The sequence below is a fragment of the Pantoea sp. DY-17 genome, from assembly GCF_019795975.1.
Taxonomy (GTDB): Bacteria; Pseudomonadota; Gammaproteobacteria; order Enterobacterales; family Enterobacteriaceae; genus Pantoea; species Pantoea leporis.
Map to the genome: position 1 here is coordinate 1,096,098 of NZ_JAIMIG010000001.1, position 13,168 is coordinate 1,109,265.

The 13,168-nt window shown below is 55.2% G+C and carries 12 protein-coding genes; 6 read left to right on the plus strand and 6 right to left on the minus strand.

From position 1 onward, the window contains the following. Nucleotides 1-138: 138 nt before the first annotated feature. Nucleotides 139-642, minus strand: a complete 504-nt coding sequence (gene tpx, locus K5Y33_RS05245) for a thiol peroxidase (protein WP_222233377.1) — start codon at nucleotides 640-642, stop codon at nucleotides 139-141. 154 nt (nucleotides 643-796) lie between these two features. Between tpx and ycjG the strand changes: the two genes are divergently transcribed. Then, nucleotides 797-1,783 carry an L-Ala-D/L-Glu epimerase gene (ycjG, locus tag K5Y33_RS05250; protein ID WP_192233972.1) on the plus strand — a complete coding sequence of 329 codons (987 nt, stop codon included), beginning with the start codon at nucleotides 797-799 and terminating at the stop codon, nucleotides 1,781-1,783. Here the strand turns inward: ycjG and mpaA are convergent. Continuing rightward, the gene (gene mpaA / locus K5Y33_RS05255; protein ID WP_222233378.1) at nucleotides 1,752-2,465 is read right to left on the minus strand and encodes a murein tripeptide amidase MpaA; all 714 of its coding nucleotides are present in this window, start codon (nucleotides 2,463-2,465) and stop codon (nucleotides 1,752-1,754) included. The two genes, ycjG and mpaA, sit on opposite strands and share 32 nt — an antisense overlap. A 209-nt stretch (nucleotides 2,466-2,674) precedes the next feature. On the opposite strand from mpaA, the gene K5Y33_RS05260 reads away from it, so the two are divergent. The 3 genes from K5Y33_RS05260 (at nucleotide 2,675) to K5Y33_RS05270 (ending at nucleotide 5,801) form a co-directional block, all read left to right on the plus strand. After that, on the plus strand, nucleotides 2,675-4,294 hold the full coding sequence (locus K5Y33_RS05260) for an ABC transporter substrate-binding protein (RefSeq protein WP_222233379.1): 1,620 nt from the start codon (nucleotides 2,675-2,677) through the stop codon (nucleotides 4,292-4,294). A 121-nt stretch (nucleotides 4,295-4,415) separates the two neighbouring features. After that, nucleotides 4,416-5,399, plus strand: a complete 984-nt coding sequence (zntB, locus tag K5Y33_RS05265; RefSeq protein ID WP_137385861.1) for a zinc transporter ZntB — start codon at nucleotides 4,416-4,418, stop codon at nucleotides 5,397-5,399. Between the two features lie 255 nt (nucleotides 5,400-5,654). After that, the gene (locus K5Y33_RS05270) at nucleotides 5,655-5,801 is read left to right on the plus strand and encodes a hypothetical protein (protein ID WP_167391210.1); all 147 of its coding nucleotides are present in this window, start codon (nucleotides 5,655-5,657) and stop codon (nucleotides 5,799-5,801) included. A 50-nt stretch (nucleotides 5,802-5,851) separates the two neighbouring features. On the opposite strand, the gene ttcA is transcribed toward K5Y33_RS05270, so the two are convergent. Further along, nucleotides 5,852-6,787, minus strand: a complete 936-nt coding sequence (gene ttcA, locus K5Y33_RS05275; RefSeq protein ID WP_101764303.1) for a tRNA 2-thiocytidine(32) synthetase TtcA — start codon at nucleotides 6,785-6,787, stop codon at nucleotides 5,852-5,854. A 282-nt stretch (nucleotides 6,788-7,069) separates the two neighbouring features. Between ttcA and K5Y33_RS05280 the strand changes: the two genes are divergently transcribed. Then, nucleotides 7,070-7,270: a DUF2767 family protein gene (locus tag K5Y33_RS05280; protein WP_008106442.1), complete on the plus strand. Its 201-nt coding sequence runs from the start codon at nucleotides 7,070-7,072 to the stop codon at nucleotides 7,268-7,270. A gap of 56 nt (nucleotides 7,271-7,326) precedes the next feature. On the opposite strand, the gene nifJ is transcribed toward K5Y33_RS05280, so the two are convergent. Both nifJ and K5Y33_RS05290 read right to left on the minus strand, forming a co-directional pair. Then, entirely contained in the window at nucleotides 7,327-10,854 is a 3,528-nt protein-coding gene (nifJ, locus tag K5Y33_RS05285) for a pyruvate:ferredoxin (flavodoxin) oxidoreductase (protein ID WP_222233380.1), read from the minus strand. A gap of 138 nt (nucleotides 10,855-10,992) precedes the next feature. Further along, entirely contained in the window at nucleotides 10,993-11,649 is a 657-nt protein-coding gene (locus K5Y33_RS05290; protein ID WP_222233381.1) for an MgtC/SapB family protein, read from the minus strand. 189 nt (nucleotides 11,650-11,838) lie between these two features. On the opposite strand from K5Y33_RS05290, the gene K5Y33_RS05295 reads away from it, so the two are divergent. Further along, complete coding sequence (locus K5Y33_RS05295; RefSeq protein ID WP_061718809.1) at nucleotides 11,839-12,111, plus strand: DUF333 domain-containing protein; 273 nt, start codon at nucleotides 11,839-11,841, stop codon at nucleotides 12,109-12,111. Nucleotides 12,112-12,127: 16 nt separating this feature from the next. Here K5Y33_RS05295 and K5Y33_RS05300 read toward each other — a convergent pair whose 3' ends face one another. Further along, entirely contained in the window at nucleotides 12,128-13,120 is a 993-nt protein-coding gene (locus K5Y33_RS05300; protein WP_222233382.1) for a 2-hydroxyacid dehydrogenase, read from the minus strand. Nucleotides 13,121-13,168 lie beyond the last annotated feature (48 nt).

Genomic DNA, 13,168 nt, shown 5'->3' on the forward strand with positions numbered 1-13,168 from the left:
CAACAGGACGGGAAGAAGTGCTACGTATCGCGATAAATCAACAGGTTGAAAATAGAGCCATCCTGAAGGCGAGCATAAAAAAAAGCACCGACGCGTTAATCATTCGGTGCTTTCTGTTTCGCCTGGCAGGCGAGAGAATTACTTCAGCGCAGCCAGCGCGGCATCATAGTTTGGCTCTTCGGTGATTTCATTCACCAGCTCGCTGTAAATCACTTTATCGTTTTCATCCAGCACCACCACCGCACGTGCGGTCAGGCCTTTCAGCGGGCCATCAGCAATCGCCACGCCATAGTTTTCTTTGAACTCAGCGCCGCGCAGGGAAGAGAGCGTGATCACGTTGCTGACGTTCTCTGCGCCACAGAAGCGTGACTGAGCGAAAGGCAGGTCGGAGGAGATGCACAGCACAACCGTGTTGTTCGCTTCACCTGAACGCTCGTTAAACTTACGCACCGATGCCGCACACACGCCAGTATCAATGCTTGGGAAAATGTTCAGAACTTTGCGTTTGCCTGCATAATTAGACAGGGATACGTCAGTAAGATCTTTTGCGACCAGGTTGAAAGGTTTAGCTTGCTCGCCAACTTGTGGGAACTGGCCTGCAACCGGCACCGGATTGCCCTGAAAGTGAACAGTCTGAGACATGCGATTTCCTTTTTTAACGATGAAATATCTGACTTTTGGAACGTCAGAACAGGTATAGCGCTTGTTTATGACATAATTTTTAAGGGTTTACGAGCGCATTTCCTGGCGATAATCGAGCCGGCTCGCATTTAAGCGACGGATTTAAGGAGAAATAATGAGAACAGTGAAGAGTTATCCGGAAGCCTGGCCGTTACATTCGCCGTTTGTTATTTCGCGCGGCAGCCGCACCGAGGCGCATGTTGTGGTAGTGGAAATCGAGCAGGATGGCGTTAAAGGTGTTGGCGAAGCGACGCCTTACGCGCGCTACGGTGAAAGTGAGGAGTCGGTGCTCAAGCAGATCGCCTCGCAGCTAAGCGCGTTGCAAAGCGGCATGACGCGAGAAGCGCTGCAACAGGCGTTACCGGCAGGCGCGGCACGCAACGCGATTGACTGCGCACTGTGGGATCTGGCACGACAGCAGCAAGGCGAAAGTCTGGTGCAATTGTGCGCGGTGCAACTGGCTGACGAGATTGTCACCGCACATACCATCAGCATCGATACGCCAGATGCGATGGCCAGCAGCGCGCAGGCGCTGTGGCAACATGGCGCGCGTTTATTGAAGATTAAAATGGATGATCACCTGATCAGCGAACGTTTGGTGGCGATACGCAGCGCGGTACCGGACGCGACTTTGATTGTCGATGCCAACGAATCCTGGCATGCCGAAGGCTTGGCGGCACGCTGTCAGCTGCTGGCCGACCTCAATGTCGCGATGCTGGAACAGCCGCTGCCGGCCGCAGAAGACAGCGCGCTGGGCAACTTTATCCATCCGCTGCCGATCTGCGCCGATGAAAGCTGCCACACGCGTGAAAGCCTGCCGCAGCTGAAAGGACGCTATGAGATGGTGAATATCAAGCTGGATAAAACCGGTGGATTAACGGAAGCGCTGGCGCTCGCAGAGGCGGCGCAGCAACAGGGATTCGCGATTATGCTCGGTTGCATGCTCTGCACGTCGCGGGCGATTCGTGCGGCATTACCGCTTACGGCGCGCGCGACCTTCGCGGATCTCGACGGTCCAACCTGGCTTGCGGCCGATGTTGAACCGTCGCTGCATTTCTCTCACGGCGTACTCAAGCCGCTGGCTGCCAGCGCAGCAGATTGATCATCGCTTCCAGATAGACTTCGGTGGCTTCGTCCACCGAAATCGGCGGCATCTCGGCGGTAATGCATAACAGGCCGAGATCGTCGCACCAGCTGCCAAACGAACCCGGCGTAGCATAACCCACGCTGCTCACCACCGGCAGCGCGGTCTGCTGCGCCAGCCACTGCGCTAAATCGCTGTGGTGCGGATCGTCAATGCAGGCCAGCGGTTCATGCCACGAAACCACCCAACGCGGTTTGATCTGATGAATCAGCTGGCACAGCGCGCGGGTTTCTGGTTCGGAAGAGGGCGCAGATCCGGTTGAAAGCACCACATCACGCTCATCCGCTTCGCTGTTCCAGCGATACACCGTGTCGCCATGCTGCCAGTTAGCGGCGGGGAAATTACGGTTAAGATCGACGCCGTTGGCGTTGGCGCGCAGCCCTAACTGACAACCATCAGGATTGACCGCCAGAACAACGTGATGACGCCGCAGCGCCTCCGGCAAGGTGCGCATCGCGCCCGATAAGGTGGCAATCGCGGCATTCTCGTCGCCGTGCGTGCCAGCTATAATCAGCCCGCTTTCGGCATCGGCGGCGGGTGCCGGAAACCACAGCAGCGGTGCACCCAGCACCGATTGCCCGTATTGTTGCCAGACAGCGTCCAGCTTGCCGCGCAGCGGACGTGGATGGTATGACGACATGACGTTCCTCTATGAAATGCTTCCAACACCGCCAAAAGCCTTCTGGCGCTCAAGGTAAAAATGTGACCGGGAATCCAGCCTCAACATAACGGTAAATAGCCTGCGGGGAAATAGCTATATATCAATCAGCAATTTGCGATAAAGTGCCAAAAGTTGCTGGCGACACAATCTCTTCGCGGTCGCCATTTTTTTCGCGTAAAGGAGTGGTGATGAAACTAACGTTCCGCAAAACGCTGACTGCCTTAATTGTAGCCAGTGCAGTCTCACCCGCATTCGCCGCCAACGTGCCGTCGGGCGCACAGCTGGCCAGCACCCAGGAAATTGTTCGCCATATTAAAGATGAACCCGCTTCACTCGATCCGATGAAGGCGGTTGGCTTGCCAGAAATTCAGGTGATGCGCGATCTGTTTGAAGGGCTGACCAATCAGGACGCCCACGGAAAAATCGTGCCGGGCGTGGCGCTAAGCTGGAGCAGCAACGACAACAAAACCTGGATGTTTACCCTGCGCAAAGATGCGCGCTGGTCAAATGGTGAGCCGGTTACCGCGCAGGATTTTGTCTATAGCTGGCAACGTTTAGTTGAGCCGAAGAACAGTTCGCCGTTTGCCTGGTTCGCCGCCTTAAGCGGCATTGAAAACGCCGAAGCAATCACCAGAGGACAGATGAGCGCCGATAAGCTGGGCGTGACGGCAACCGATGCGACCCACCTTAAGGTGACATTGTCACGTCCTGTGCCGTGGTTCCCGAGCATGGTCGCCAACGCCGCGATGTATCCGGTATCGAAGCAAGTAATTGAAAAAGAGGGCGATAGCTGGACGTCACCGGGCAAGCTGGTGGGCAATGGCGCTTATAAGCTGCAGGATCGCGTGGTGAACGAAAAAATTGTATTGGTGCGCAACGCTAACTATTGGGATGACAAAAAATCGGTGCTGACGAAAGTCACGTTTATTCCGATTAATGAAGAGTCCAGTGCTACCAAACGCTATCGTGCCAACGATATCGATATCACCGAATCCTTCCCAAAAAACATGTACGCGCTGCTGAAAAAAGAGTTGCCTGGTCAGGTGTATACGCCGGATCAGCTTGGCACCTATTACTACGCGTTCAATACCGAGAAAGGGCCAACCGCTGATGTACGCGTGCGCAAGGCGCTGTCGTGGAGTATCGATCGTCGCATCATTGCGGAGAAAGTATTGGGCACCGGCGAGAAACCGGCCTGGCACTTCACGCCGGACGTTACCGCCGGTTTCACCCCGATGAAGAGCTATCTGCAGCAACATAGCCAGCAGGAGCTGAACGCGCAGGCCAAAGCATTGCTGACAGCGGCAGGTTATGGACCGGGCAAACCGCTGCATTTGACGCTGCTCTACAACACCTCGGAAAGCCATCAGAAAATTGCTATCGCGGTGGCTTCAATGTGGAAGAAGAATCTTGGCGTGGATGTCACCTTGCAAAATCAGGAGTGGAAAACCTATATCGACAGCCGTAACAGCGGCAATTTCGATGTGATCCGCGCGTCATGGATCGGCGATTATAATGAGCCTTCAACCTTCCTCAGTCTGCTGACCTCGATCCACACCGGCAATATCGCGCGCTTCCGCAGTGCCGATTACGATGCGGTGATCACCAAAGCCAGCACAGAAACCAGCGTGGCGGCGCGTAACACCGATTACAACAAAGCCGAACAGATCATCGCCGATCAGGCGCCGATCGCGCCGATCTACCAATATACCAACGGCCGCTTAATCAAGCCGTGGGTGAAAGGTTATCCGATCACCAATCCTGAAGACGTGGCGTACAGCCGCGAGCTGTGGATTGAGAAGCATTAATCCCGCACATCCGCAGGCGGTGATTGTCACCGCCTGTCATCTTTGCTCACAGCCTGATGATTGCAACTGGTCTGCGCCACGCTAGACTGTATCGTATTGATTTTGATAGTGAGGCGAGTTCGTGAACGTCATTGAAGGAAAAGCGTTACAAGTATCCGATGCCATTGTGTCCTGTCAGTTGGATGGCGCAGGCGGCATGATCCCCATCGAAGATAAAGACGTCATCAACTGCGAACGTCCCTGCTGGTTGCACCTCAATTACACCCAACGGCAAAGTGCGGAATGGCTGCAAAACACGCCGCTGATCCCCGATTCGGTGCGTGATGCGCTGGCGGGTGACAGCATGCGTCCGCGCGTGACGCGGCTCGGTGACGGCTTCATGATTGTGCTGCGCAGCGTGAACCATAACGCCGATTCACGTCCCGATCAGCTGGTGGCGATGCGCGTATTTATCAACGACAAGCTGATTGTCTCGACGCGCCGTCGCAAAGTGTACGCCATTGATGCCGTGCTGACCGATCTACAACAAGGTAACGGTCCGGTTGACGGCGGCAGCTGGCTGGTGGATGTGTGCGATGCGTTAACCGATCACGCCAGCGAATTTATCGAAGAGATGCACGATAAAATTATCGAGCTGGAAGATGCGCTGATGAATCAGGAAGTACCAGCGCGCGGCGATTTGGCGCTGCTGCGTAAGCAGCTGATTGTGATGCGTCGTTATATGGCACCACAGCGCGATGTGTATGCGCGGCTGGCTATCGAGAAGATGGCGTGGATGAACGACGACGATCGTCGCCGTATGCAAGAAGTTGCCGATCGCTTAGGTCGCGGATTGGACGATCTTAATGCGGGCGTGGCGCGTACTTCGATTCTGGCGGATGAAGTGGCGTCAATACTTGCGGAATCGATGAACCGCCGCACTTATACCATGTCGTTGATGGCGATGATTTTTTTACCGGCCACGTTCCTTACCGGCTTATTCGGCGTCAACCTCGGCGGTATTCCGGGCGGCAATTGGGCGCTGGGCTTTACCGCGTTCTGCGTGCTGCTATTGGTAATGGTTGGCGGCGTGGCAATATGGCTGAAACGGCGGAAATGGTTGTAAGGCAGAAAAGCGGATTAAACCTGATCGATATCAATATCCCGCCAGCGCAATCGGGGCAAACTCTTTCCCGCAGGTGAATGCAACGTCAAGCGATGGGCGTTGCGCTCCATATTGTCTTACTTCCTTTTTTGAATTACTGCATAGCACATTTGATTCGTACGACGCCGGCTTATCCGCCGGCTTTTTTTTGTCCGCCTGGCTTGCTCGGCCAACCTTTCCTATGCTTAAAGGACATTCAGCGACAAGGAGAAGGGCATGCAAGAGATCATTGCCAGCGAACCGATTCCTACCGATCCACCACCGATTCCCGAACCGATTCCACAACCGCAGCCGATACCACCCGCACAGCCACCACACGATCCCGAATTCCCACCGATTCAGGATCCACCGCCGCACCGTTAATAAAAAAGGCGCGTAGCCGAAGCGACGCGCCTTTTTTGCAGCAAAACCTATTACTTAATTTCCAGCACATCAAGACGTACGCTGAGATTCGGCGCATCATCCTCTTCTGGCTGCCAACCCGCAGGCTGCACCGGCAAGCTTTCGCGATCAAACGCTAAATCACCGCCATCTACCACTGCATCACCGTGTTTGATGCCCTTGAAATCGAACAGATTAATGTCGGCCATATGTGATGGCACCACATTCTGCATCGCGGTAAACATGGTTTCGATACGGCCCGGATAACGTTTATCCCAGTCACGCAGCATGTCGGCAACCACCTGACGTTGCAGATTCGGTTGCGAACCGCACAGATTGCACGGAATGATCGGGAACTGGCGCGCTTCCGCAAAACGAATGATGTCTTTCTCGCGGCAGTATGCCAGTGGACGAATCACAATATGTTTACCATCATCGCTCATCAGTTTTGGTGGCATGCCTTTCATCTTGCCGCCGTAGAACATGTTGAGGAACATAGTCTGCAGAATATCGTCGCGATGATGACCTAAGGCGATTTTGCTACAACCCAACTCGGTGGCGGTGCGATACAGAATCCCGCGGCGCAGACGCGAACAGAGCGAGCAGGTAGTTTTGCCTTCAGGAATCTTATCTTTAACGATGGAATAAGTGTCTTCGTTAACGATGTGATACTCAACGCCCTGTTGTTCCAGATAGGCGGGCAGAATATGCTCCGGGAAACCGGGCTGTTTCTGGTCGAGATTCACCGCCACCAGCGAGAAATTCACCGGCGCGCTCTGCTGCAAATTACGCAGGATCTCCAGCATGGTGTAGCTGTCTTTACCACCAGACAGACAAACCATGATGCGATCGCCTTCTTCAATCATGTTGAAGTCAGCAATGGCTTCGCCAACGTTGCGACGCAAACGCTTCTGCAGTTTGTTGAGGTTGTACTGCTCTTTTTTTGTTACTTCTTGATTTTCTGACATTATTTTCACGCTTGAGAGTGAAGGCGAGGGCCGTTAGTGGCTGAAGCAATCTTCAACGGCAATAAACCCTGTAAACATGACTGCGTATGGTACGGATTGCGGGCGCGAATGCTAGCCTGAAGTGATCTCTTTTCTGATGATAACTCAATGCGCTTGAGACAAAGGCGCACACTTTGTCAGAACAATCTGGCTATTTATTGATCTGGGCAAATATTTACCTCATCTGGGCCTGACAGGATGGCCGAAGTGCTTTTTTTACTTTCTTTAGGTGAGGAGCGGCAAATGCAAACGTACGATATGGTTTTTGAAGAGGCGTGTCGGCTGGTGGGGCAATGTTATCTGGAGCTGGCACAGCGTGGCGCAGCAACCGAAAAAGAGGTGTTAGCTAGCGAGTTGCGCAATCTACAGTTGCGCTATCGTGAACTCACCGGCTCACCGAATCGGGCGGTAGAGATGGCCATCGTTCAGCTCAAGCCTTGTTAATCCATTAACATTAACCCAGCAAAGCAACGCCCGGCCATCGCGCCGGGCTTTTTCATCTACTCGCTTTTCTCGGTTTTCCCGGCTAACTCGGCCAGCCGCTGATAACGCTGACTGGCGGCTTCCGTTGCATCACGCCACAGCTGCGACGCTTCATCTGGCCGCTGAGTTTGCAACTGGCGGAAACGCTGCTCGTTCATCAATGCCTGTTCGAGTTCCGAGGTCGGCGGACGCGAATCCAGCGCCAGCGCGGCTTTACCTTGCTCGGCGCGTCGAGGATCAAAACGATAAAGCGGCCAGAAACCGCTGGTGGTCAGCAGGCGCATCTGTTCGTGGCTATAAGCCAGATCGTAGCCATGCTCTTCACACGGGCTGTAAGCGATGATCAGCGAGGGTCCCGGCCAGGCTTCCGCTTCCTGAATCGCTTTCACGGTTTGATTGAGCTGGGCGCCCAGCGAAATCTGCGCCACATACACATGCCCATACAGAAGCGTCGACATGCCGAGATCCTTACGCGCCTTGCGTTTCCCCTGTTCGCCAAACTTGGTCACTGCGCCGAGCGGCGTCGCTTTTGATGCCTGGCCGCCGGTATTGGAGTAACACTGTGTATCCAACACCAGCACGTTGACGTTTTCGCTCAGGCTCATCACGTGATCGAGGCCGCCGTAGCCAATGTCGTACGCCCAACCATCGCCACCAATTAGCCAGACTGATTTCGCCACCAGCGCATCCGCTGCTTCGTTTAACGCTTTGGCTTCTGGCTGCGGTGAAGCCGCGAGCAGGGCGCGCAGCTGCGTAATCTGCTCGCGTCGTTGCGCAATGGTGACGCCGTCACCTTTTAATGCGTCAACCAATGCCGCCGGTAGCTGCGCAGCGCATTGATCAAGTAGTCTGAGCGCGCGCTGTTTATGCTGGTCGACGCTCAAGCGGAAGCCCAAACCAAATTCGGCATTATCTTCAAATAGCGAATTCGCCCACGCCGGACCGCGACCTTCAGCATTGGTGGTGTAAGGCGTGGAAGGCAGATTACCGCCATAAATGGAGGAGCAGCCGGTGGCATTGGCAATCAGCAGGCGATCGCCATACAGCTGCGTCAGCAGTTTGATATAGGGCGTTTCCCCGCAGCCCGAACAGGCACCAGAATATTCAAACAGCGGCGTGATCAGCTGAGATGTGCGGATATCAATACGTTCCAGCTGCTCGGCGGTGATTTCCGGCAGCGCGAGGAAGGCATCATAATTGACCTTTTCCGTCTCAACATGCTCCAGGCGTGATTTCATGTTGATGGCTTTGATTTCTGGATGCTGGCGATCGCTGGCCGGGCACACTTCCACACACAGATTGCAGCCGGTGCAATCTTCCGGCGCCACCTGCAGCACGTATTTCTGTCCGCGCATATCGCGCGATTTCACCTCCAGTGAAGCGAGCGAAGCTGGCGCATCTTCCAGCGCTGCAGGATCAACCACTTTGGCGCGAATGGCCGAGTGCGGACAGGCGGCGACGCAATGGTTGCACTGCGTACAGAGATCGGGCTGCCAGATCGGCACGGCTTCGGCGATATTGCGCTTTTCCCATTGCGTGGTGCCAACTGGCCAGGTTCCATCAGGCGGCAGCGCCGAAACCGGCAGTTTATCGCCAAGGCCGGCCAGCATCGCCGCAGTGACGGTTTTGACGAAATCGGGTGCGCTATCGGCTACCACCGGCGGGCGATGCGGACTGCGATCGTCTACCGGTTGCAGCGGCACCGTCTGCAGCGCTTGTTGTGCCATCGCTAGCGCTTGCCAGTTGCGCTGCACCAGCTCTTCGCCTTTGCTGCTGTAGCTGCGCGCAATGGCGTTTTGCAGTTCAGTTAATGCGCTATCGCCTGGCAAAATCTGGGTCAGCTGGAAAAAAGCCATCTGCATCACGGTGTTGATGCGTGCGCCCAACTGGCATTCGCGCGCGATACGCACAGCGTTGATCACATAAAATCGCGCCTGTTTATCGTTGAGCTGGCTCTGCACTTCCTGCGGCAGGTGCGGCCACACCTCCTCAGCGCTGTAGGGCGTATTGAGCAGAAAAATCCCACCCGGCTTAAGCTGATCGAGCATCGAATACTTATCGATAAACTGCAGCTGATGGCAGCCAATGAAGTCGGCTTGCTGAATCAAATAGGCGGATTGAATCGGATATTCACTGACGCGCAGATGGGAAACCGTCAGGCCGCCGGCTTTCTTCGAGTCGTAGACGAAATAGCCCTGCACCTGCCACGGTGTGGCGTTACCGATTATCTTCAGGTTGTTTTTACTGGCGCTGACGCTGCCGTCGCTGCCCAAACCATAAAACAGCGCTTCAAGCCGTGCGCGATTCGGCACGATGTTGGCTTCCAGCGGCAGCGAAAGATGGGTGACGTCGTCGTAAATGCCGACGGTAAAACGCGCTGGCGGTGTTTCGCGCAGCAAGGCACGAAACACTGCCAGCACCGCATCGGGTGCGAACTCTTTCGATGACAAACCATAGCGACCGCCGATCACCTTCGGCAGCGACGCCCGCTCGCCACGGCTGTAAGCTTCAGCCAGCGCGGTCATCACATCCAGGAATAGCGGTTCGCCGAGCGCGCCGGGCTCTTTGGTGCGATCGAGCACCGCAATCCGCTGGGCGGAAGCGGGGATCTTTTGCAGCAAATGCGCCGCCGAAAACGGGCGATAGAGGCGCACTTTCAACAGCCCGACTTTCTCGCCGCGCCGCAGCATCTCATCAATCGCCTCTTCCGCCGTGCCGCAGCCGGAGCCCATCATCACCATTACGCGCTCGGCCTGCGGGTGGCCGTAAAACTCAAACGGCTGATAATGACGGCCGGTATTTTCGCCAAACGCGGTCATTGCAGCCTCAACGTGCTGGGTGCAATCGTCGTACCAGCGATTGGTGGCTTCGCGTGACTGGAAATAGGTATCAGGATTGGCGGATGTGCCGCGAATCGTTGGACGATCCGGCGTCAATGCACGGGCGCGATGGGCGTTGATTGCCTCGGCGGGCATCAGCGCCTGCAAGGTTTCATCGCTGATCGGCACAATCTTGTTGATCTCGTGCGAGGTACGGAAGCCATCGAAGAAGTGGATAAACGGGATGCGGCTATTCAGTGAGGCGATTTGTGCAATCAGGGCAAAATCCTGCGCTTCCTGCACGCTGGAGGCGCAGAGCTGCGCGCAGCCGGTTTGTCGTACTGCCATGACATCGGAGTGATCGCCAAATATCGACAGCGCGTGCGTCGCCACGGTCCGCGCCGCGACGTGCAGCACAAACGGCGTCAGCTGGCCCGCCAGTTTGTAGAGCGTCGGGATCATCAACAGCAATCCCTGCGAAGAGGTAAAGGTGGTTGAGAGTGCGCCAGTTTGCAGCGCGCCGTGCACCGTGGCAATCGCGCCGCCTTCAGATTGCATCTCGACCACGCGCGGCACATCGCCCCAGATATTACGGCGGCCTTCGCCGGACCAGCTATCCGCCAGCTCGGCCATGGTTGAGCTGGGCGTGATGGGATAAATGGCAATCACTTCGCTGGTGCGGAAGGCGACTGAAGCCACTGCACCGTTACCGTCGACGGTAATCATAAATCGTCCTTTGCTACGCTGAGAAACCCGCAAACTTTACGGGGGTTATCAGTTCAGTTTAGCAAAGGGCCAAGACGCGACTTTTTCATCTGTGTGCTGGCGAGATGGCAGCGCACCGCAATCTAATATTGATGATTTTTACATCATCTCCAGCGATTGAACGCCTTTGATTTCCATCACTTTGTCATAGATATTATGCATTGGTGTACGTCGTGACAACGTCACCTCAACGCTCAGTTCGCACAGACCAACCTCTTCATCACGGTTCACTACGGCGATGTGACCGTAACGCACATTTTCGCGTTGCAGCACCAGCAGCACCAGCGGCACGCTTTTGGGTTTGAGGTGCACCAGCAGCGTATGGTGACGGCCAATCAGCAAGTGACTGATGCGACGGAACGTCTCCAGCACCACCAGCGCCAGCACGGTGCCGTAGATACCGATTTCATACATGCCGCTACCGATCACCAGACCAATCGCCGCCGTCACCCATAAACCGGCGGCGGTAGTAAGACCTTTCACCACTTGCTTCTGAATAATGATGGTACCGGCGCCAAGGAAGCCCATGCCGCTCACCACCTGCGCCGCAATACGGCTGGGATCGAGCGCTACATGGTCGCTGACTAACATATCGGCAAAGCCATATTTCGATACCAGCATAAACATCGCGCTACCGATACCGACCAGGATATGGGTGCGCAAACCGGCCTCTTTGGCGCGCAGCTGCCGCTCTAGCCCAATCAGTCCGCCGAGAATTCCAGCCAGCGCGATGCGGATAAGCATATCCGTCAACATCGTTCTCTCCTTAGTTATTGATAAACAAATCATCCGCCGGGTGAAAAGGGCGGAAACATCTCAAACAGGATAATTCTGCTTGCAAACAATGAAATTAAATTTTGTAAAAAGCTGTGTCGCCTATCGATCCCTCAGCGCACCTGACATATGCTGGTGCGACTTTTTCGCTCAATCCCCGGAGCCCCATCGATGAAAGCCGCTCTCTTCCTGCTGGCTGGCGCTACCTTGTTACTTTCTGCCTGCAGCAGCAACAGTGACAACGAACCGCCGCAACAAGCTACTGCCGCCCACGTACAACCGCGCGTTGTGATGTCATCAATGGCTGAAGTGAATTGCAGTAATGCCGGGGGATCGCTGGCGTTTTCGCGTCAGTTAGACGGTTCACGCATCGGTATGTGCCAGTTGGCGAATGGTCGTCGCTGTGACGAACAGGCGCTAATGGGTGGAAGCTGCGCCCGCTAAGGCAGGCGCAGAAGGGTTAGGTGGTGACCTGATTCGGGCTGATTTCGCCGCGTTCCAGCTGTTGTAAGTTGCTGAGCGTGGTTTCTGAAATAGCCGTCAAGGCTTCGGCGGTCAGGAAAGCCTGATGGCCGGTGAACAGCACGTTGTGACAGGCCGACAGACGACGGAACACATCATCCTGAATCACGTCATTCGATTTGTCTTCAAAGAACAGATCGCGCTCGTTTTCATACACATCCATCCCCAGCGAACCAATCTTCTGCTGTTTAAGCGCATCAATTGCCGCTTGTGAATCAATCAAACCGCCACGGCTGGTGTTGATGATCATCACGCCATCTTTCATTTGGCTGAACGCCTGCGCGTTAAGCAGATGGTGGTTTTCCGGCGTGAGCGGACAGTGCAGCGTAATCACATCGGCTTCGGCGAACAGCGTTTTGAGATCGACATATTCCGCGCCCAGCTCCAGCGCCGCCTGGCTTGGATAGGGATCGAACGCTAACAGGCGCATGCCAAATCCCTTGAGGATACGCATCGCCGCGATACCAATCTTGCCGGTTCCGACCACGCCCGCGGTTTTGTTATGCATGTTGAAGCCGGTTAAGCCATCCAGCGAGAAGTTAGCGTCGCGCGTGCGTTGATAGGCGCGGTGAATGCGACGATTCAGCGTCATCATCAGGCCAACCGCATGTTCCGCTACCGCTTCTGGCGAATATGCCGGGACGCGCACCACGTTTAAGCCGAGCGCTTTCGCCGCCGCCAGATCGACGTTATTGAAACCGGCACAGCGCAGCGCAACGTGCTTCACGCCCAGCGCCGCCAACTCTTCCAGCACCGCTTTGCTGGCGTCATCGTTGACGAAAATACACACCGCATCACAGCCCGCGGCGTTCTTTGCCGTCGCCGGTGTCAGCAGAAAGTCAAAAAAATGCAGCTCAAATCCGTAGCTGTCGTTGACGTGTTCAAGGTATTTTTGGTCGTAATGCTTGGTGCTGTAAACCGCAACTTTCATTGTTTCGCTCCTGAAAAATGCAACGTCGGTATCACAACAGGATAACGT

Coding starts and splice junctions, on each gene's coding strand:
- K5Y33_RS05270 (WP_167391210.1), top strand. CDS start 5,655: ATGCAAGAGATCATTGCCAGCGAACCGATTCCTACCGATCCACCACCG.
- ycjG (WP_192233972.1), top strand. CDS start 797: ATGAGAACAGTGAAGAGTTATCCGGAAGCCTGGCCGTTACATTCGCCG.
- K5Y33_RS05295 (WP_061718809.1), top strand. CDS start 11,839: ATGAAAGCCGCTCTCTTCCTGCTGGCTGGCGCTACCTTGTTACTTTCT.
- K5Y33_RS05260 (WP_222233379.1), top strand. CDS start 2,675: ATGAAACTAACGTTCCGCAAAACGCTGACTGCCTTAATTGTAGCCAGT.
- K5Y33_RS05300 (WP_222233382.1), bottom strand. CDS start 13,120: ATGAAAGTTGCGGTTTACAGCACCAAGCATTACGACCAAAAATACCTT.
- tpx (WP_222233377.1), bottom strand. CDS start 642: ATGTCTCAGACTGTTCACTTTCAGGGCAATCCGGTGCCGGTTGCAGGC.
- K5Y33_RS05280 (WP_008106442.1), top strand. CDS start 7,070: ATGCAAACGTACGATATGGTTTTTGAAGAGGCGTGTCGGCTGGTGGGG.
- ttcA (WP_101764303.1), bottom strand. CDS start 6,787: ATGTCAGAAAATCAAGAAGTAACAAAAAAAGAGCAGTACAACCTCAAC.
- nifJ (WP_222233380.1), bottom strand. CDS start 10,854: ATGATTACCGTCGACGGTAACGGTGCAGTGGCTTCAGTCGCCTTCCGC.
- K5Y33_RS05290 (WP_222233381.1), bottom strand. CDS start 11,649: ATGTTGACGGATATGCTTATCCGCATCGCGCTGGCTGGAATTCTCGGC.
- mpaA (WP_222233378.1), bottom strand. CDS start 2,465: ATGTCGTCATACCATCCACGTCCGCTGCGCGGCAAGCTGGACGCTGTC.